Annotated in this window: 15 protein-coding genes and 1 pseudogene; 11 read left to right on the top strand and 5 right to left on the bottom strand. The window is 69.3% G+C overall.

Translation table 11 applies throughout. The features are described from left to right. The first annotated feature begins 131 nt into the window (after nucleotides 1-131). Both G554_RS16595 and G554_RS0103065 read left to right on the top strand, forming a co-directional pair. Nucleotides 132-866: pseudogene (locus G554_RS16595) on the top strand (VIT1/CCC1 transporter family protein). A gap of 97 nt (nucleotides 867-963) precedes the next feature. Continuing rightward, a complete protein-coding gene (locus tag G554_RS0103065) occupies nucleotides 964-2,628 on the top strand; it encodes an acetolactate synthase large subunit (protein ID WP_245569921.1) in 1,665 nt (554 codons plus the stop codon). Between the two features lie 5 nt (nucleotides 2,629-2,633). Here G554_RS0103065 and G554_RS0103060 read toward each other — a convergent pair whose 3' ends face one another. Together G554_RS0103060 and rocD are read right to left on the bottom strand one after the other, a co-directional pair. Next, nucleotides 2,634-3,419 carry an alpha/beta fold hydrolase gene (locus G554_RS0103060; protein WP_027586757.1) on the bottom strand — a complete coding sequence of 262 codons (786 nt, stop codon included), beginning with the start codon at nucleotides 3,417-3,419 and terminating at the stop codon, nucleotides 2,634-2,636. 122 nt (nucleotides 3,420-3,541) lie between these two features. Further along, nucleotides 3,542-4,762 carry an ornithine--oxo-acid transaminase gene (gene rocD / locus G554_RS0103055; protein ID WP_027586756.1) on the bottom strand — a complete coding sequence of 407 codons (1,221 nt, stop codon included), beginning with the start codon at nucleotides 4,760-4,762 and terminating at the stop codon, nucleotides 3,542-3,544. A gap of 192 nt (nucleotides 4,763-4,954) precedes the next feature. Here rocD and G554_RS0103050 point away from each other — a divergent pair, with 192 nt between their 5' ends. The 5 genes from G554_RS0103050 to G554_RS0103030 are packed head-to-tail and all read left to right on the top strand — an operon-like array spanning nucleotide 4,955 to nucleotide 11,469. After that, nucleotides 4,955-6,307: an efflux RND transporter periplasmic adaptor subunit gene (locus G554_RS0103050; RefSeq protein WP_154654150.1), complete on the top strand. Its 1,353-nt coding sequence runs from the start codon at nucleotides 4,955-4,957 to the stop codon at nucleotides 6,305-6,307. Beyond that, nucleotides 6,307-7,008 carry an ABC transporter ATP-binding protein gene (locus G554_RS0103045; RefSeq protein ID WP_027586754.1) on the top strand — a complete coding sequence of 234 codons (702 nt, stop codon included), beginning with the start codon at nucleotides 6,307-6,309 and terminating at the stop codon, nucleotides 7,006-7,008. Before G554_RS0103050 ends, G554_RS0103045 begins: the two co-directional genes overlap by 1 nt. Further along, nucleotides 7,005-8,237 carry an ABC transporter permease gene (locus G554_RS0103040; RefSeq protein WP_027586753.1) on the top strand — a complete coding sequence of 411 codons (1,233 nt, stop codon included), beginning with the start codon at nucleotides 7,005-7,007 and terminating at the stop codon, nucleotides 8,235-8,237. The genes G554_RS0103045 and G554_RS0103040 overlap by 4 nt, the downstream gene beginning before the upstream one ends. A 53-nt stretch (nucleotides 8,238-8,290) precedes the next feature. Beyond that, nucleotides 8,291-9,253, top strand: a complete 963-nt coding sequence (locus G554_RS0103035) for a DUF5666 domain-containing protein (protein WP_027586752.1) — start codon at nucleotides 8,291-8,293, stop codon at nucleotides 9,251-9,253. Then, on the top strand, nucleotides 9,250-11,469 hold the full coding sequence (locus G554_RS0103030) for an efflux RND transporter periplasmic adaptor subunit (RefSeq protein ID WP_027586751.1): 2,220 nt from the start codon (nucleotides 9,250-9,252) through the stop codon (nucleotides 11,467-11,469). The genes G554_RS0103035 and G554_RS0103030 overlap by 4 nt, the downstream gene beginning before the upstream one ends. Nucleotides 11,470-11,502: 33 nt before the next feature. Here the strand turns inward: G554_RS0103030 and G554_RS0103025 are convergent, their stop codons facing one another. Further along, nucleotides 11,503-12,144 carry a response regulator transcription factor gene (locus tag G554_RS0103025; protein ID WP_027586750.1) on the bottom strand — a complete coding sequence of 214 codons (642 nt, stop codon included), beginning with the start codon at nucleotides 12,142-12,144 and terminating at the stop codon, nucleotides 11,503-11,505. Further along, nucleotides 12,132-14,063, bottom strand: a complete 1,932-nt coding sequence (locus G554_RS16590; protein WP_154654149.1) for a sensor histidine kinase — start codon at nucleotides 14,061-14,063, stop codon at nucleotides 12,132-12,134. Before G554_RS16590 ends, G554_RS0103025 begins: the two co-directional genes overlap by 13 nt. Nucleotides 14,064-14,203: 140 nt before the next feature. Between G554_RS16590 and G554_RS0103015 the strand changes: the two genes are divergently transcribed. Beyond that, nucleotides 14,204-15,019, top strand: coding sequence for a hypothetical protein (locus G554_RS0103015; RefSeq protein WP_027586749.1), 816 nt, complete (start codon nucleotides 14,204-14,206; stop codon nucleotides 15,017-15,019). Between the two features lie 69 nt (nucleotides 15,020-15,088). Here the strand turns inward: G554_RS0103015 and G554_RS16585 are convergent, their stop codons facing one another. Then, nucleotides 15,089-15,625 (bottom strand): MarR family winged helix-turn-helix transcriptional regulator, encoded by a 537-nt coding sequence (locus G554_RS16585; RefSeq protein WP_051232285.1) that lies wholly within the window; start codon nucleotides 15,623-15,625, stop codon nucleotides 15,089-15,091. A gap of 102 nt (nucleotides 15,626-15,727) precedes the next feature. Between G554_RS16585 and G554_RS0103005 the strand changes: the two genes are divergently transcribed. From G554_RS0103005 to G554_RS0102995, 3 genes are all read left to right on the top strand, one after another. Next, on the top strand, nucleotides 15,728-16,291 hold the full coding sequence (locus G554_RS0103005; RefSeq protein WP_027586748.1) for an NADPH-dependent FMN reductase: 564 nt from the start codon (nucleotides 15,728-15,730) through the stop codon (nucleotides 16,289-16,291). Between the two features lie 147 nt (nucleotides 16,292-16,438). Continuing rightward, a complete protein-coding gene (locus G554_RS0103000; protein WP_027586747.1) occupies nucleotides 16,439-17,422 on the top strand; it encodes an NAD-dependent epimerase/dehydratase family protein in 984 nt (327 codons plus the stop codon). A 17-nt stretch (nucleotides 17,423-17,439) separates the two neighbouring features. Beyond that, nucleotides 17,440-18,003, top strand: coding sequence for a DUF1697 domain-containing protein (locus G554_RS0102995; RefSeq protein ID WP_027586746.1), 564 nt, complete (start codon nucleotides 17,440-17,442; stop codon nucleotides 18,001-18,003). Nucleotides 18,004-18,021: the final 18 nt, after the last annotated feature.

Raw genomic sequence — 18,021 nt, 5'->3', positions numbered from 1 at the left:
ATCCTGCCCGGAGGTCTTCGCTACCTCACCCGTTCACAACCTCCCGGGGAAGTACACCTAGGACGACTCGGAAGCAACGGTGACCGCCACCTGCTGGTCGGCTGCGGGCGACCCCTCGGGAAGGAGCAGGTGTGACAGATGCTGCGGTGGACGGACCGGAGCCACCGGAATCCGGGGTGCACAGCCCCGGACGCCGGCCCTGGGCCCGCTTCGATCCGAGTGAGGCGCGAGGATGGTTCGCGATCGCCAATGACGGCATCATCGCCACCGCCGGAATCCTCGAGGGCTTTGCCGGCGCCGGTTCCGGTGACGCCGTCCTGCTGGTGGCGGCATCCTCGGCCACCATCGCCGGCATGCTCAGCGTGGGAGGTGCCGAGTGGGCCGAGGCCGCCGCCGAGCGCGACGCCCAACTGGCGGTCATCGAACAGGAGAGTGGCGAGATCCTGGCTGATCCGGAGGCCGAGTACCAGGAACTCGCGGCCTACTACCGGGCCAAGGGGCTGACCTCTGAGGTCGCCGAGGAGGTGGCCCGACAGTTGATGGATCTCGATCCGCTGAGTGCTCAGCTCGAGAGTGAGTACGGGATCAGCACGGTGCAGACCTCCGCGTCGACCGTCCGCACCGGGCTGGCTGCCGGACTGGCATAGGGCATCGGAGCCCTCATCCCGCCGCTCATCTCGTTCTTCTTCCATTCCGGAGTGGAGTCGGCAGCCATCGTGGTGGCAGTCGTCATCTCACTGACCATCACCTCCATCCTCAGCGCACGAGTGGGCCGCACCCACCTGAGACGCACCCTCCGCCGGTCGCTCGAGGTCGGACTGTTGACCTTGACGATCAGCTATCTGGTCGGCCTCGTCGTGCTGTGAGAAGGCCCCGGGGCCGGGCTGTACCCGGTTCCGGGATTCCGCCGGCCAGTAGCAGGACGGCAATGACCTGCGAGCCAGGATGCGAGAGGATGACCAGGTGAACTCAGAACGCACCGTCGCCCGCCTCATCACCGAATGCCTGCGCCGGGAAGGGGTCCAGTTCGTCTTCGGCATTCCTGGTGAGGAGAACATCCAACTCGTCCAGGAGATCGACGACGACCCGGACATCCGGTTCGTCCTGGTCCGCCACGAGCAGGGCGCCTCCTTCATGGCCGACGTCTACGGTCGGCTCACCGGGCGCGCCGGGGTGTGCACCGCAACCCTGGGCCCCGGTGCCATCAACCTGCTGCTGGGAGTCACGGACGCCACCACCGACTCCGTGCCGGTGGTCGCCATCTCGGCTCAGGTGGGGCTCAACCGGATCTACAAGGAGTCCCACCAGATCGTCGATCTGGAGAAGATGTTCGCCCCGGTCACCAAGTGGTCGGCGACCATCCAGCGCCCCGAGGCGGTGCCGGAGATGGTGCGCAAGGCCTTCGACCTGGCCCAGGCCGAGCGTCCCGGTGCCACCTATCTGGCCGTGCCCCAGGATGTCGAGGCCGAGCTTGTCGAGGCCTCGGTGGTCCCCCTGGTGTCCCGTCCGACCCACCACGCCCTTCCCGACCCGGTACAGATCGACGCGGCCATCGCGGCGCTCAGCAATGCCACGTCTCCGGTGATCCTCGCCGGTCACGGCGTCGCCCGGTCGCACGCCGAGGATGAGCTGCGCGAGCTGGTCGAGACCCTCAACCTGCCCCTGGCCACCACCTTCCAGGCCAAGGGAGTGTTGCCCGACTCCCACCCCAATGCGCTGGGGGTGGTCGGTTTCATGCGCCACGACTACGAGAACTTCGCCTTCGACAAGGCCGACGTCATCCTGGCGGTCGGTTACGAACTGCAGGAGTTCGCCCCTGCCCGGATCAATCCGTCCGGCGACAAGACCATCATCCACGTCAACTGCTTCGCCCAGGACGAGGACGCCGACTACCAGATCTCGATCAACATCGAGGCCGACGTCGCCGAGTCCCTGCAGGCCCTCACCGACGCCGCCCGCGACGCCGACCTTCCCGCGTTCGACTTCCCGCATGCCCCGATCCGGCGTCTCCTCCACGACGAGCTGGAGCGCGGTGCCGCCGACGGGTCCTTCCCGATGAAGCCCCAGCGCGTCGTCCACGAGATCCGTTCGGCACTCGACGATGAGGACATCGTGCTGGTCGACACCGGGGCCATCAAGATGTGGATGGCCCGGCTGTACCCGACCGAGGCGTCGGAGACCTGCGTCATCTCCAACGGTCTGTCGACGATGGCCTGGACCCTGCCCGGGGCGCTGGGTGCCGCGCTGGCGATGCCGGATCGCAAGATCCTGGCGGCGATGGGTGACGGGGCCTTCCTGATGAACTCCCAGGAGATCGAGACGGCGGTGCGCGAGGAGATCCCCCTGGTCGCCCTGGTGTGGATCGACGACTCCTACGGGCTCATCAAGTGGAAGATGGACATGGAACTCGGCCGTCATGAGGCTGTCGACTTCACCAACCCCGACCTGGTGACCTACGCCCGGTCCTTCGGCGCCGAGGGTCACCTGATCACTGCCGCCGACGAGCTGGCGCCGACCCTGCGAGCAGCCCTGGATGACGGCGGGGTCCACGTCATCGCCTGCCCGGTGGACTACTCGGAGAACATGGCACTGACAGACCGGCTGGGGGAGCTCACCGTCCAGCTCTGAGGGCGCTAGGGATACCGCCTCATCCGTTGCAGCCAGTCGGCGATCAAGGCCCCGGTGAGCCCCGGCTGCTCGAGATGGACGTTGTGGCCGGCGGCGTCCAGGGCTGCGAAGGTCGCGCGCGGATAGTGCTCGATCCGCGCCCACGCATCCTGGTAGCCGACCGCCTGGTCCTGGCGTCCGGTGAGCAACAGGCAGGGGCGCCCGAAGGGTGCGGGGGAGGAGTCCTCGGGTTCGGCGGCCAATCCGTAGTGCTCAGCGATCCGGCCCAGTGCCTGGTGATCGGCGGTCGCCAGGCCCGGGTGTACCGATGTCAGGAAGGCCTCGGCGTGCTCGCGGGTCTGGACCACGGCCATCGGGGTGTACTCGGCTCCCAGCTCGCCCAGTGCCGCGATCACCGCCGGATCCTCGTGGATGACGGTGCGTTCCGGCAGCGTCCGGGCGGCGGCGTCAGCGATGAAGGCGCCGGCCACCGTCGCCAGGCCGAGCACCTGAGGGCGTCGGTCGTGCGCGATCTGACGGGCGACCATCGCCCCGAAGGAGTTGCCCAGGATCGCGAAGGGCTGGTCGCCGAGCCGTTCGGCCAGCTCGGCCTCCACCGCGTCGACGATCTGCTGGGTGCTCGAGATCCCGCCTGCCGGGCTGCCACCGTGCCCGGGAAGATCGAGGTAGATCCGGCGCCATCCGCCGGCCTGCTCGACCACCGGATCCAGTGGCAGCAGCATTCGGTGGTCCAGCCCCCAGCCGTGGATCATCACCAGGGCGGTCCCCGTGCCACGCTCAACGACATGCATGCTGCGACGTTAGTCGGTACTTCCGGCATGCGCGCCGATCGGCCCACCGACTCGTCCCGTCGATGGGCTTCCTCGATGGGCTTCTTCTGGCAGCCGATGGCGCCCCTGCGGCGGCCGGGAGGTCATCCCAGGCCCGCGAGCACCTCCTCCAGCTGGTCGACTGCCCAGTCGATCTCCGCGGCGGTGATGACCAGCGGTGGTGCCAGCCGGATGGTCGATCCGTGGGTCTCCTTGGCCAGCACGCCGTGGTCGGCCAGCTGCTGACAGACCAGGTGCCCCGAGCCCAGGGCGGGATCGATGTCGATCCCGGCCCACAGGCCGCGCACCCGAACCGCCTGCACGCCATGGCCCACCAGGCTCTCGAGACGCCTCGCCAGCACTTCACCGAGATCGCGGGCCCGGGCCTGGAACTCGCCGGTCTCCAGCAGGTCCACCACCGCGGAGCCGACCGCCGCCGCCAGCGGGTTGCCACCGAAGGTCGAGCCGTGCTCGCCCGGCTGCAGGACGCCGAGCACGCCGGCGTCCCCCACCACGGCGCTGACCGGCACGATGCCTCCTCCCAGGGCCTTGCCGAGCAGGTAGAGGTCAGGCACGACACCGCAGTTGTCGCACTCGAAGGTCGCCCCGGTGCGTCCCAGCCCCGATTGCACCTCGTCGGCGATGAACAGCACATCGTTGTCAGCAGTGAGACGCCGGACCTCGGCCAGATAGCCATCTGGCGGAATGATGACGCCGGCCTCGCCCTGGATCGGTTCGATGAGGACCGCGACGGTGTCCGGGGTGATCGCTGCGGCCAGGGCCTCGGCATCCCCGAAGGGCACGACGTCGAAGCCGGGAGTGAACGGTCCGAAGCCGTCCCTGGCGCTCGGATCGTTGGAGAAACCGACGATGGTCGTGGTCCGGCCGTGGAAGTTTCCGGCCGCCACGATGATGCGCGCCCGGTCCGTGGCCACCCGCTTGGTCCGGTAGCCCCAGGCACGGGCCACCTTGATGCCTGACTCCACGGCCTCGGCACCGGTGTTCATCGGCAGCACCATGTCCTTGTGCGTCAGCCTGGCCAGACCTTCCATGAACTCGCCGAGTCGGTCGTTGTGGAATGCGCGGCTGGTGAGGGTGAGGCGGTCCAGCTGGTGGTGGGCCGCCGCGACCAGCGCAGGGTGCCGGTGTCCGAAGTTGAGCGCCGAGTAGGCGGCCAGGCAGTCGAGGTATCTGCGACCCTCGACGTCGACCACCCAGGCTCCCTCACCGGAGTAGATCACCACTGGAAGCGGCTCGTAGTTGTGGGCGCCGTAGCGCTCGGCCTGTGCAATGAGTGCCGAGGTCCTGGTGGGGTCGGTGGCCATGGCCCAAGGCTACGTGGGCTCCGTCCGGCAATCTGGGAAATCGACTCTCGAGGAGCCGGTGATCGCGGTCGAGAAGCCCTCGGCCCGCGATCACACAGCTGAAAGCTAACTTGTCCCGCTGCCTCCGACAGCCTCCGTTGCCATCGTGATCTGGCCACTGGATGGCAGAACACCGAGACAGAAGGTATGGGCATGGTCGAACCCGGGGCTGAGAACAGCACTCGAGGAGGCAGGGCCAGACGGTTCCTCTCCCACCTGTGGCCGAGGCGACGCCGCTGGCAGATCATCGTGGTGGTGGCGGGAGTCCTGGTGATCGCGGCGGTGGTGTGGCTGGTGGCGCTGCGGCCCGAGGACTCGTCCGCGCAGCCCCAGTACCGGACCGAGACGGTCTCGGCGGGAACACTGAAGTCGACGGTCTCGGCCTCGGGCACCCTGGAGCCACTGCGCCAGTCGAGCCTGTCATTCAGCTCCAGCGGAACAGTCACCTCGGTGGATGTCGCGGTCGGCGACACCGTTACCAGGAACCAGGTCCTCGCGTCCATCGATCCTTCCGCCCTGAAGGTCGCCCTCCAGTCGGCCAAGGCGGATCTGGAGGCGGCCGAGGACAGCCTCACCACTCTCGAGGATGACAGCGACTCCTCCTCGACGGCGATCTCGGCGGCCAGGGCCACCGTCACCGTCAAGGAGAACGCGGTCAGCCAGGCCCAGACGAACCTCGACGGGGCCGACCTGTCGGCCCCCTTCGCCGGAGTCGTGGCAGCCGTCGACATCGCCGAGGGCGACACCGTCGGGTCATCCGGCTCCAGCGGGGCCAGCGGATCGGGATCCGGATCCGCCGGCGGGTCGGACACCTCCCAGACGTCGGCCGGCTCAGGGGGATCGGGGACCGGGTCCACGACAGCCTCGAGCAGTTCCTCCGGCACCATCACGATCCTCGACAAGGGCACCTACACCGTCTCCACCTCGGTGTCCGCCAGTGACGTCGGCTCGATCAAGAAGGGGATGCAGGCCACCATCTCCGGAACCGGGTCCAGCACGACCATCTACGGGACGGTGACATCGGTGGGAGTCGTGGCGAGCTCCTCCGACAGCTCCTCGGGGAGTTCGACCTTCCCCGTGACGATCAAGGTCACCGGCACCCACAATGACCTGTTGCCGGGCTCCTCGGTGACCGCCGCCATCACCACCAAGCAGCTCACCAATGTCATCAGCGTGAGCACTGAGGCCATCACCACCGACAATGGCACCAGCTACGTGCAGCGCCTGGTCGGTGGCAAGGAGGTACGGACCAAGGTCTCCCTCGGATCGGTGATCGGGCGCAGCACGGTGATCACGAGTGGGCTGTCATCGGGTGACCAGGTGGTCGTCTCGAGCTTCCGGGCCGCTCAGTCCTCGGGCTCGGGGGGCAGCGGCTCCCGATCCGGGGATCTCTCGCAGGCGGGCTCCGCTGGAGAGGGACCCGGCGGCGGCCAGGCCCCGGCTGGAGGAGCTCCCGGGGGCGGCTCCGGCGGTGGCTCCGGTCCTGGCGGGCAGGGGGGACGGTGATGTCGGTGTCGCAGGACTCCGTCGTCACCCTCGACGACGTCACCAAGACCTATCAGACCGGTGCCGTCGCGGTTCAGGCGCTGCGCGGGGTGAGCCTCGACGTCCGCCGGGGCGAGTACCTGGCGATCATGGGCCCCTCGGGCTCGGGCAAGTCGACACTCATGAACATCCTCGGATGCCTCGACGTGCTCACCACCGGGCGCTACCTCATCAACGGCCACGACGTGGCCAGCCTCGGGGAGAACGACCTGGCCGAGATCCGCAACAAGGAGATCGGCTTCGTCTTCCAGCAGTTCAACCTGCTCCCGGCCCTGTCGGCCTGGCGAAATGTCGAGCTCCCGCTGTTCTACGGTGGGGTGCCGGCCGGTGAGCGCAAGGAGCGCGCGATCAGGGCCCTTGAACGGGTCGGACTGGGGCCCCGGATCCACCACCGGCCCGGGGAGCTGTCCGGAGGCCAGCAGCAGCGAGTCGCGGTGGCCCGCGCGCTGGCGAGTGAACCGGCGATCATCCTCGCCGACGAGCCCACCGGAAACCTGGACTCCGCCTCCACCGAGGACGTCCTGTCGCTCTTCGACGAACTGCACCGGACCGGTCGCACGATCGTCCTCATCACCCATGAGCAGGAGGTCGCCGACCGCGCCCAACGGATGGTTCACGTGAGGGACGGTCACATCATCGATCCCGCGGAGGTGGCGGCGTGAGGTTCTCCCAGACCCTCCAGGTCGCCCTCGAGGCCGTCCGGCTGAACCGGATGCGCTCCTTGCTGACGGTACTGGGCATCATGATCGGTATCGCCTCTGTGATCCTCACCGTGGGGCTCGGCCTGGGTGCGCAGAAGCAGGTGAAGGACGAGATCGCCGCCCTGGGCAGCAACCTGCTGATCGTCTCCCCGGGCAGCACCACCTCCTCCAGCGGCGTGCGAGGTGGGTTCGGCACCGCCACCACCCTCACCCGTGCCGACGCCGAGGCGCTCACCGACTCCACAGTGGCACCGAGCATCTCGGCGGTGGCACCGGTCGCGAGTGCCAGTGAGAGCTTGGCAGCAGGCTCGACCACCTGGACCTCGACCGTCTATGCGATCACCCCCGACTGGCTCACGGTGCGCAGCAGGAGCCTCACCAGCGGACGGTTCATCACCACCTCCGACCTCAGCCAGCAGAACAAGGTGGTCGTGCTCGGCTCCGACACCGCCGAGGAGCTGTTCTCGGGACAGTCCCCGGTGGGACAGAGCGTGACCATCAACGGCGGTTCCTTCACGGTCATCGGCGTGATGGCCTCCTCGGGGTCCACCAGCACATCCTCGACCAGTGACGACGACATGGTCCTGATGCCGTGGACCACGGCATCAGCCGCAGTCGGCACCTCGGCGACGACGGTCTCGACGATCTACCTGCAGGCCCGTGACCAGGACGCGCTGAGCTCCGCCTACCAGGAGGCCGACGCGGCCCTGCTGACCCGCCACAAGGTCGGTACCGGAGATGATGCGGACTTCACCATCACCAGCCAGCAGTCCCTGGTGTCGACGGCGACCTCCACCGATCGCACGATGACCATTCTGCTCGGTGGTGTCGCGGCCATCTCACTGGTTGTCGGAGGGATCGGGGTGATGAACATCATGCTGGTCTCGGTCTCGGAGCGGATCAGGGAGATCGGCCTGAGGAAGGCTCTGGGCGCCAAGCCCGCAGTGATCCGCAGCCAGTTCCTCGTCGAGGCCGGCGCCCTGGGGCTGGCGGGCGGGCTGCTCGGCCTGGCGATCGCCGCCCTCGGCTCCTGGCTGCTGCCGAAGATGATCGGCCAGCCCGTGACGCTGGCCTGGTGGGCAGCGGTCGGCTCCCTGGTCGTGGCGGTCGGCGTCGGACTGGCCGCAGGGGTCTACCCGGCCGGACGAGCGGCCAAGCTCGCCCCCATCGACGCGCTGAGACGAGAGTGACGCCGACCGCGCCTCGCAGCTGTTCCGAACTGTCCCTGTTTCGAAGGATCATCATGCGGTTCACCCCAAACCTCCACCCCCTCAGCCATCGAGTCCCTGTGCGCGCGGTGGTCGCCACTGGCATCGGCGCCGCGGTGCTGCTCACCACGGGCTGCTCATCGAGCGACTCCGCCGCCCAGTCCGACTCGGCGGCGTCCTCCACACCGGCGGACCCGTCGCAGGCCCAACGCTCGGCGCCGGGCACCTCCGGACTGATCGCCGAGATCGACGGCAAGACCTTCCAGGTGCAGGGCAGTGACGAGCAGACGGCGGTCACCTACTCCTCGTCCACCAGGTTCACCTCGCAGGTGACCGGCAAGACCTCCGACATCAAGGCGGGGGAGTGCGTGAGCGTCCGATCGGCCACCAACGGCTCTGCCTCGCCCGGGGCGACAGAGACCGGTCCCATCACCGCCTCCAGCATCACCATCTCGGCAGCGAGTGGAGGGTCCTGTCAGGAGGCCGCCGGCGGTGGCGGCCAGCAGCCAGCAGGATCCGCTGCCGGCCGGCCAGCGGGAGCAGGCGCGCCGGGCGGGGGAGGGATGCCCTCCGGCGGTGCGATGCCGTCCGGCGGTGCGATGCCGTCCGGCGGGGCGATGCCGTCCGGGGCACGCCCCTCGGGCGCAGCCGGCTCCGGTGGGCGTTCGGCCGGCGGGATGTTGAGCGGCAAGGTCACCGCGGTGTCCGGAAGCACGATCACCGTCGCGGTCATTCAGCGATCGGGCGGCCCGCAGGGCAGCTCCGCGACACCAAGCGCCGGCGTCACCTCGGCCGCCGGCACGACCACCCCCACCACGGTGACCGTGGCTGCCTCGACCAGTATCACCAGGACCGGGACGACCACTGCCTCGGCCCTCAAGGTCGGCCTGTGCGCAGTGGCACAGGGCAGCACCGACAGCACGGGTGCGGTGACCGCCACCTCGGTACGACTCTCCACGGCCAGCAACGGTTCGTGCACGACGGAAGGCAGAGGATGACCGTCGCGACAGGTCGACAGAACCAGCAGGGTCGTCCCCGCAGAAGGCTGCGACGACGGGCGGTCATCATCGTCACCGCCGTCCTCATCCTGGCTCTGGGCGGATCGCTGACCCTGCTCCAGCAGCGTCGGGCCGCGGCCTCCCAGAGATGGATCACCACCCGGGCCACCACCGGCTCGGTCACCCAGACCCTCACCGCCTCGGGCAGCGTCGCGGCCCAGAAGAGCGCATCGGCGAGTTTCCCGGCGGCTGGAACGGTGTCGAGCGTCAAGGTCACGGTGGGCCAGCAGGTCACCGCCGGTGAGACCCTGGCAACTCTGGACCCCACCTCCCTGGAGGCCGACGTCAGCCAGGCGGAACTGACCCTCGCGCAGGCGAAGGAGTCCCTGGCCCAGGCCGAGACCGCCGCCAGTGCCTCGGCCAGTGCCACAGCATCAGCCACCTCCTCTGCCTCAGGCACCTCCCCTGCACAGGGCGCGCAGGCCACCGCCCGCAGCTCCTCCGCCGCCGGCACAGGCGGCCAGTCGACCTCGGTCCGCCGGTCCACCGGGACCTCGGGTTCCGCCAGCGGATCACCCTCCGCGGCCGCCAGCGCGCCGGCCAGCTCGGCCTCAACGGGCCGCTCCTCGGCCGGTCCCTCGGCGTCATCGAGCGGCGGGACGGGTACATCAGCCACCAGCGCCGAGACATCGAAGGCCGAGCAGCTCAAGGAGCTCAACCGGCTCAAGCAGAAGGTCTCACAGGCCCAGCGGGAGTTCGACCAGTCCTGGGCAGGATTCAGCAGCCGACTGAGCGCCACATCGGAGTCCTGCGACCCCACCGACCCTGCCACCACCACGACCTCGTCATCGTCCCCGGCCGGCCCGACTACCAGCTCCGCCTCCTCGACCGAGTCGAGCAGCTCCCAGGCCCCGTCCGCCAGCAGCTCCGCGTCGGCCTCCCAGCCGAGCCCCTCGGCGACCGAGGAGCCCTCCGAGAGCACCTCCGCCCAGCCCGCCGACAGCTCCTCCGCCGAGCCCTCCGCGGCGGCCACCGAATCCTCCTCGAAGTCCGGTGCCACGACGTGCATCGCCGCCCTGGACTCACTCACGGCCGCACAGTCCCTGGTGTCAGCGGCGCGCGAGTCGCTGGCCCAAGCCGTGAACGAGATCGTTGCGTTGGCCACCAGGAGCGCCAGCGCCTCGGACTCCTCCTCCGCCGGCTCATCGAGTGCGTCGACCGGCTCGGCCTCCACAGGCACCGGCTCAGGCACCAGTCGTGGCGGCACCGATGGGTCCGCGGCCGCGGGCCACAGCGGAACGGCCAGTTCCGCGACCTCCGGTTCCCGCAGTACCTCATCCACCGGGTCCAGCACACCCTCGACCTCCTCAGACGGGCAGGCGGGCCAGTCGGGCCAGACAGGTCAGGCGGGGCAGACCGGACAGACAGGCCAGTCGGGCCAGACAGGGCAGGCGGGCCAGACCGGCCAGTCCACCACTGTCGCCCAGGCTTCGGCCACCGTCGCCTCCGCTCAGCTGGATCTGACGAATGCCGAGGTCGAGCTGGACAATGCCACCCTGACAGCGCCCATCTCCGGAACGATCAGCGCGGTGCCATTCAGCACCGGGGACCAGGCAACCACCAGCGAGTCCATCGGGATCGTCGGTGACAGCGGCGTGACACTGTCCCTGTCGATCGGCGAGGACAGCATCAGATCGGTGAAGGTGGGACAGTCCGTGGCCGTGTCCTCGGCCGCCGGCACGACCTCGCGGGGCACGGTGAGTGCGATCGGGATTCTGGCCGAGAGTTCCACGGGGTCGTCGACCGCCAGCTACCCGGTCACCGTCGCCGTGCAGGACCCCGGTGAGGGACTGCTGCCAGGTACCACGGCCAGCGCCGTCATCACGGTTGCGGCCGCCACCGGTGCCACCGTCGTGCCGGTATCGGCGGTCACCCTGGTCGATGACAGCACCGGGATCGTCAGGGTGGTCGGCTCCGACCACAAGGCCACCAGCACCCGGGTCGGTCTCGGAGCCATCGGGGCCACCCAGGTGCAGGTCACCCGGGGAATCTCGGCGGGCACCACGGTGGCGATCGCGGACACCACCTCAGCACTGCCCACCTCCGGTTCCAGCTCACTGCGGGGGTTCGGCTCGGGTTCGATGGGCGGAGGCGCCCTCGGAACCACCGGAACATTCGGAGGGGGAATGGCCGGCGGCAGCACGGGACGACGCTGAGTGCCACCCCGGCGCAGTGAGAGGGGCAGAGCCTCAGCCGGCCCGGGCATCGAGGTAGGTCAGAATGGCTCGGACGCGACGGTTCCCGTCGGGGGACTCGATCATTCCGAGCTTGCTGAAGATGCTGCTGATGTGGGTCTCAACCGTGCGTTCCGACAGAAACAGCCGCTGCGCGATCGCGGCATTCGACCAGCCCCGCGCCATCAGAGCCAGCACCTCATTCTCGCGAGGGGTCAGACCCTCCAGCACGCTGGATGCCCGGGCCGCACCCAGCAGCCGCTGCACCACCTCCGGATCCAGCGAGGTACCGCCGGCAGCCACCCGTCGCAGAGCAGACATGAACTCCTCGACGTCCAGGACCCGGTCCTTGAGCAGGTAGCCGATCGCCCCCGAGGTCACCAGCTCGACCGACCGTCGGGTCTCGACGTGCTGGGAGAGCAGCATCACCGGGGTCGGTGGTCGCCAGTCGCGGATCTCCAGGGCGGCCTCGATCCCCTCGGCGTCATCGGGCATCCGGACATCGAGGATGACGACGTCGGGGTGGAGCGCTCGCACCTGGGCCACCGCGGTGGCAGCGGTCGAGGCCCGTCCCACCACCTGATGACCGGCGGACTCCAGCAGTGCCGAGAGTCCCTCGCGGAACAGCGCGGAGTCCTCCCCGATCACGATCCGCATGGCAGCACCGCCTCCACCAGGGTCCCGGCACCTGTCGGCGAGGCCACCGAGAGCGACCCGCCCAGCGCCCCGACCCGGTCGTGAAGGCCGGTCAGGCCACCGGTTCCCCGGATCCCGGCACCCCCGCAGCCGTCGTCGGTGACCCGTACCCGCAGCTGGTGGGGATGAGTGCGGGCCCTGTCACTGTGGGTCTCGTGATGCACCGCGACGACAATCCGGGAGGCCCCGGCGTGGCGGAGAGCATTGGTGACCGCCTCACTGACGACGTAGTAGGCGGTGGTGGCGACGGCGTCCGGCAGTTCGGCGGCGTGGACGTCCAGCTCGATGATCCCAGGGGCCTGCCGAGCCAGGTCCGAGAGGGCGAAGGCCAGTCCGTCGTCCAGTGCCGAGGGCCGCACCCCGTGGGCGAGCTGACGCAGTTCAGCGACGGCGGTGCCCAGCTCTGCCACCGCAGTGTCCAGGGACTCGCAGACCCCGGCATCGGTGCCGGCCGTCCGCTGGAGCACCCGAAGCCTCATTCCGAGCGCCACCAGGCGCTGCTGGGCACCGTCGTGGAGGTCGCGCTCCAGCCTGCGCCGCTCCTGGTAGCCGGCCCTCAGCATCCTCTGACGGGAGGCCTCCGTCTCGGCGGTGGCCCGGGCCAGTTCTGATGTCAGTCGCGCGGCGTCCATCATCGGTGCGGCCGCACTGACGATCTCGGGTGCGGGCCGGTGGGTCCTGTTGGGGCAGGGGATGATCATCCCGATCTGCTCACCGCGCACCAGCACCCGGACCGACATCGCATTGCCGCTCACCGGGAGACCATTTGCCGTCTGCATCCGACCGTCGGTGAGGCTGCGGTAGCCGATCACCAGATCCGGATCGCGCATCGCCCGGCGCAGCACCTGCTCGACCTCCTCGGGCCGCGACACCCCAGCGTCCACCCGCTGCATCAGCTCCGCCAACTCCCCGAGTGCCCGGCCACGTTCGGGGTAGAGCAACCCGTCCAGCGCACGGCGCAGCGGGCGGTAGGCCAAGGCCGCGGCCACCACGAGCGCGGCGGTACTGCCCAGCGCAGCTGTCGGGGACCACTGGGTCATCGTCAGCCCGACCGAGGCCGCGGCCACCGACAAGATGATGAGCGCCGCCAGGCTGAGAAGCGTGGCCGTCACCGTGGCCACCGCCGCGCGGTCGATGTCGAACAGTCCCGGACGCACCACCGCGATCGTCGTTGCCATCGGGATCGCCAGGTACATCACCACCAGCCCGATGCCGACCAGGTCGGGGTTGCCGAGCACCAGATAGCTCGCCCAGCACAGCAACAGGGTGACAGGAAGTGAGACCCCGGAGAGGAAGACCCAGCGAAGCTGACGTCGCTGGGCCGGCCCGGCATGACGATATCGGGCCACCGGAGCGGCGGCGCAGACCACCAGTAGCCCCAGGAACACCAGCAACAGGCCGACCGACGGCAGCATCGTCGGCGCGCTCAGGCCGGGCCATCGCCACTGCGCTGCGCACAGCGCGATGAAGACCCCGGTGACCGCGGTGATCGCCGCACCGGCAAGTCCCCAACGCGGTCCGGCCGGATGACCGGTGGGGACCAGCAGAAGGAGGATCGCGAAGGGGAGGTAGAGCAGCATCCAGCTGCCCGAGAAGGCGCCCAGCCGCGCTCCGTCGACGGTGCAGGTGACCACCGCGGACATGCCCGCCAGCGCCAGCCAGCCGGCCAACGGGGTCCCTGGAGCGCGCCGGAGCACCAGCGTCGCCAGTCCCAGTGAGACTGCGCCGAGGGCGCAGGCGGCGACGAACACTGTCCAGGATGCCGATATCGGTGACAGCCCGGCACCGGCGGCGAAGAGGGTGGAGCCGATCCAGCACACCCCGACCACCACGCGGTGCCCGCGGTGGGCAGCCCCAGGCATGCCGGAAGGCCTTCTCATGGCAGCAGCCTAAGGGCCGGCGGTGGCACCGGCATCCGTGCCAGCACGCGGTGTTCTCGGGGGTTGCCCCCGATGTCCGGGCGGGTCCCGGCGGGGCACTGTCGAGGTGTGCCCACACCCCCGAGCAACAGGAGCAGATCATGACCCGGACCATTCGTCCCCCCGCCCGGACCTCGCCGGTCGCACAGCCGGTGCCGCAACGGCCGGCGCCCCCCGAACCCCTCAGAGAGCCGGACCTGGTCACCGCCCAGGCCATCGCGGCCCACCCGCGAGAAGGCTCCGATCCGACCCTCCGCCTCCGGCAGGTCCTCGGGGCGATCGCGCTGCCGTCGGCCTTCATCCTTCAGATGGCCTGCAACACGATCTACGCCGTGATCTCCACCTCCAATGGCCTGTCCGATGTCGCGGGAGCCGCCGAGGCGCTGGAGATGTACCGGAGATTCCCGGCCGAGATCACCGCCTGCAGCATGCTGGTGATGGCCGGCTCACTGCTGGCGATCCCCGGCCTGCTGACCGCACTGCGGGTGCTGCGGCCCTATCGGCCGCGGCTGTCGCTGTGCGCAGTGGTGATGATGATCACCGGCTACGTCTGCTACCTCGCGTTGACGGCCAGTCCGCTGCCAGTGGCCCTCGCCGTCCAGAACACCCCAGGAGCCGTCCCGGCCCTGGAATCCGCCCAGTCGGGGCCGATGTTCTACATCCCCGGAGTTGTCTTCGTGCTGGGGAATCTGGTGGGTACCTCCCTGCTCGGCCTCGCGGTGCTGCTGTCGCGTCGGCTGCCCTGGTATGCCGGTGCGCTCATCCTGGGCTGGCCGGTGGGTCACAGCATCAACGTCTTCCTGGGCGGCGGCGAGTGGTTCGCGGTCGCCGGCGGAGGCCTGGAGGTGGTCGGGTTGACCATCCTGGCTGCCATCGCGGTGCGCACCCCGGGAGCCAGCTGGGCGGCTCGTGGCTGAGGCGGTGAGACCGGATCGGGGCTCAGGATCTCGACCGGTCCACCGGCAGGCCGAGCGCCATCAGACAGCTCACGATGTGGGGTTCACCAGGTGCTGGGCAAAGTACTCGTCGACCAGCGGCTGGACGAGCCCGGGCAGTCGGTCCCGGTCGGCCGGCGCCAGCGCCACGGCCAGGCCGGTGAGGTCGGCACGCACCTCCCGGCGCACCGACCTGGTCATCGCCCGGCCGGCAGGGGTGAGCCCCACCTGGACGGCTCGGGCATCCTCAGGCACCTCGTGACGGCGGACCAGGCCGCGCCGCTCGGCCCGACTCACCAGGCCACTGGTGGCAGACTTCCCCAGTTCCAGGATCCCCGACAGCTCTTTGACGCCGATCTGGCGATCCTCGAGCACTGCGAGCAACCTCACCTGGGTGATCGACATCTCCTGGGCCTCGGCGATCCGACCGATCACCTTCTGGACCACGAAGGACAGCTGAACCAGGGCGTCGATCAGGCAGTCATCCAGCTGCTCGGTCGTGTCGCGAAGGACATCCCCCGCAGTGCTGTGGGGGGAACCCGGTGCAGCTGCACGCCGGCGGTCCGGCGCTGGGCCTCGTGACGTCATGCCGACATCCTAGTTGATGATGTACGTGCCACGAACTAATAATAGTTCGTGGCACGTACCAATAGTTCACCCGAGAAGGGTGGCCGTCGACAAGGAGTCGCCATGACCGACCAGCGCATCGCCATCATCGTCGGCAGCACCCGCCCCTCCCGGATCTGCCCCGCCATCGCCGGCTGGGCACATCGGATCCTGGAGCCCAGCCCGCTGAGCTATGAACTGGTCGACCTGGCCGAGGTCGACCTGCCCTTCCTGGATGAGCCCCTGATGGCGGCGCTGGGGCACTACGAGCACCCCCACACCCGGCGCTGGAGCCAGACCATCTCGGCCTTCGACGGATTCCTGTTCGTCTACCCGCAGTACAACTGGGGTTACCCGGGCGTCCTCAAGAATGCCCTGGACTTCCTCTTCACCGAGTGGAACGGACGGCCCGCCACCTTCCTCACCTATGGGGGGCACAACGGCAGCGCGAGTGTCGAACCGTTCACCCGAGTGCTCACCTCCTTGAGGATGAACCTCCTGGAGACCCATATCGAGGCCCACATCGGCCGTTCCGACGTCAACCAGCAGTGGCAGCTCATCGACCCTGCCACCACCCTGGAGCCGGTGCGGGGCCGCCTCCTGGAGATCGACCGACAGTTCCGCGCCGCGATGGAGCCGACGGCCTGAGCCGGCCCCTCCAGCAACAGCCACCAGCAACCGGGGTCATCTCCCGGTACCTCCCTCCGAATCCGAACCCCCTCGACCCCGCCCCCTGGGACGAACCGCCAGGTCCTGTCCGCCGGCGTGACCCGCCGGATCTGAGAGGGTGAACCGGTGAGAACTCTTGTCATCGGCGGCGGCGGCCACATCGGATCCTTCCTGGTGCCCAGGCTGGTTCGCTCCGACCACGAGGTGACCACCATCAGCCGGGGAACCGGCCGCCGGTACACCGACGGTCCGGAGTGGTCCCAGGTCACCGAGGTCCGCGCCGACAGGGCGGCCGAGGACGCCGCGGGAACCTTCGGCAGGACGGTCCTGGCCCAGGATCCCGAGGTCGTCATCGATCTCATCTGCTACACGCCGAGCTCGGCCAGAGCCCTGGTGGAGGCTCTGCGGGGCAGAACAGCCCATCTGGTGCACTGCGGTTCGCTGTGGCGCTACGGGGCCAGCCTCACCCTGCCGATCCGGGAGGACTCCGAGGGTGGAGACGGCTGCGCAGGCCCACCCCTCGACGAGTACGGAGTCCGGAAGGACCAGATCTCCCGGATGCTGGCCGCCGAGACCGCCGACGGGGGACTGATGACCACGACCCTGCATCCTGGCCATGTCACCGGGCAGGGATGGTGTCCGATCGGACCACTGGGCAACCTGGACCCGACGGTCTGGCGCCGACTGGCGTCCGGCCAGCCTCTGGAGGTTCCCGATGGTGGCGCCCAGCTGCTGAGCCACGTCCATGCCGACGACGTCGCACAGGCCTTCGAGAGGACCCTCTCGCACCGCGCGGATGCCGCCGGTCAGGACTTCAACATCGTCTCGACCTCGGCCCTCACGGTACGTGGATACGCAACCCTGGCCGCCGGCTGGTTCGGCCGGTCGGCGAGGCTCGAGACGGTCGGCTGGGACCGGTTCCGGGAGGGCACCAGCGCCGAGCATGCCGAACTCAGCCGGCGTCACCTCTGCCGCAGTCACCTCGCGGCCATCGACAAGGCCCGCAGACTGCTGGGGTATCGGCCCCGCTACCGGCCCCAGGACGCCATTCATGAGGCCCTCGAATGGCTCAGCGACCGGGGCCGCCTCGAGCAGTCCCTGAGCAACTGAGGGGGAGGGGAGCCACCATGGCCGAGTCATCGACGCCGGGCACCCATTACGCCGTGCTGCTGCGCGGGATCAATGTCGGTGGGCACCGCAAGGTGCCGATGGCCGCGCTGCGCGACCTGCTGACAGACCTCGGCTACCGCGATGTGAGGACCTATCTGCACAGCGGCCAGGCGGTGCTCATCAGCGACGACCAGGAGGAGGTGGTCGCCCAGCAGGTGTCATCGGGACTCGAGAAGACATTCGGGCAGCGGATCGAGGTCATCGTCAGGAGCCACCACTACCTGGCCGAGGTGGTGGCGAGGTGCCCCTTCCCGGCCGGGCCCGACAGCGGCAGGCAGCTGCACGCCGCCTTCCTCGCAGACGCTGCCGACCCGTCCCGCCTCGAGCAGATCGAGGCCTCTGCCTTCGCCCCGGAAGGCTTCGAGCTCGGCGATCGGATGGTCTACCTGTGGCTGCCCGACGGCATCGGCCGCTCAAGGCTGGCCTCCGCGGTGCTCAGACCCCGGATCCTCGGCGCGCAGGCCGTCGTCACGGTGCGCAACTGGAGCACCGTCACCACCCTGCTGGAACTCACCTCTTGACAGCTGCTTTGAACGCAT

The sequence above is a fragment of the Acidipropionibacterium thoenii DSM 20276 genome (assembly GCF_000423445.1).
Classification (GTDB): domain Bacteria; phylum Actinomycetota; class Actinomycetes; order Propionibacteriales; family Propionibacteriaceae; genus Acidipropionibacterium; species Acidipropionibacterium thoenii.
Note: the sequence above shows the minus strand (reverse complement) of the source record. Positions and strands in the feature narration are given on the sequence as shown.

Bases quoted from the DNA above. Each gene is read 5' to 3' on its own strand.
- G554_RS0103060 (WP_027586757.1), bottom strand. From the start codon at position 3,419: ATGCATGTCGTTGAGCGTGGCACGGGGACCGCCCTGGTGATGATCCAC.
- rocD (WP_027586756.1), bottom strand. From the start codon at position 4,762: ATGGCCACCGACCCCACCAGGACCTCGGCACTCATTGCACAGGCCGAG.
- G554_RS0103050 (WP_154654150.1), top strand. From the start codon at position 4,955: ATGGTCGAACCCGGGGCTGAGAACAGCACTCGAGGAGGCAGGGCCAGA.
- G554_RS0103045 (WP_027586754.1), top strand. From the start codon at position 6,307: ATGTCGGTGTCGCAGGACTCCGTCGTCACCCTCGACGACGTCACCAAG.
- G554_RS0103035 (WP_027586752.1), top strand. From the start codon at position 8,291: ATGCGGTTCACCCCAAACCTCCACCCCCTCAGCCATCGAGTCCCTGTG.
- G554_RS0103030 (WP_027586751.1), top strand. From the start codon at position 9,250: ATGACCGTCGCGACAGGTCGACAGAACCAGCAGGGTCGTCCCCGCAGA.
- G554_RS0103025 (WP_027586750.1), bottom strand. From the start codon at position 12,144: ATGCGGATCGTGATCGGGGAGGACTCCGCGCTGTTCCGCGAGGGACTC.
- G554_RS16590 (WP_154654149.1), bottom strand. From the start codon at position 14,063: ATGAGAAGGCCTTCCGGCATGCCTGGGGCTGCCCACCGCGGGCACCGC.
- G554_RS0103015 (WP_027586749.1), top strand. From the start codon at position 14,204: ATGACCCGGACCATTCGTCCCCCCGCCCGGACCTCGCCGGTCGCACAG.
- G554_RS16585 (WP_051232285.1), bottom strand. From the start codon at position 15,625: ATGACGTCACGAGGCCCAGCGCCGGACCGCCGGCGTGCAGCTGCACCG.
- G554_RS0103005 (WP_027586748.1), top strand. From the start codon at position 15,728: ATGACCGACCAGCGCATCGCCATCATCGTCGGCAGCACCCGCCCCTCC.
- G554_RS0102995 (WP_027586746.1), top strand. From the start codon at position 17,440: ATGGCCGAGTCATCGACGCCGGGCACCCATTACGCCGTGCTGCTGCGC.